Source organism: Pseudomonas sp. AC463 (assembly GCF_979253585.1).
The window spans coordinates 1-317 of the sequence record NZ_CEEDDZ010000349.1; the positions used below are offsets into that span (position 1 = coordinate 1).

1 protein-coding gene is annotated in these 317 nt (G+C 68.1%); it reads right to left on the minus strand.

Translation table 11 applies throughout. The features are described from left to right. Positions 1-317 (minus strand): family 43 glycosylhydrolase (locus AC0IYH_RS30470; protein ID WP_471837884.1); only part of this gene is annotated, 317 nt, incomplete at both ends.

The following is a 317-nucleotide window of genomic DNA, read 5'->3' on the forward strand; positions in this document are numbered from 1 at the left end:
TCGATGAAGGCCTCCGCGTCGATCATGTGATACTTCGGCGCGAACGCCTTGTTCACCAGCGGCTTGCCGCCATTCGCATCGCGCCACGGCCCCGCCGCCGAGGGTGCAGTACCGACCCAGATCTCGTTGCCTACCGAGACGTACATCCACCAGCGGCCATCCCTCGCCTGCACGACGGACGGTGCCCAGACCTTGGCGTCGCCCGACGTGGGGCTGGTCGCCGCCCGTTTGGTCGGCCAGTCGGGTGTCGAGAAGGTCCAGTCGCGCCCGTTGTCCGACTGCCAGAGGCCGAGCCGGTCATCGCCCCACGGGTCGAT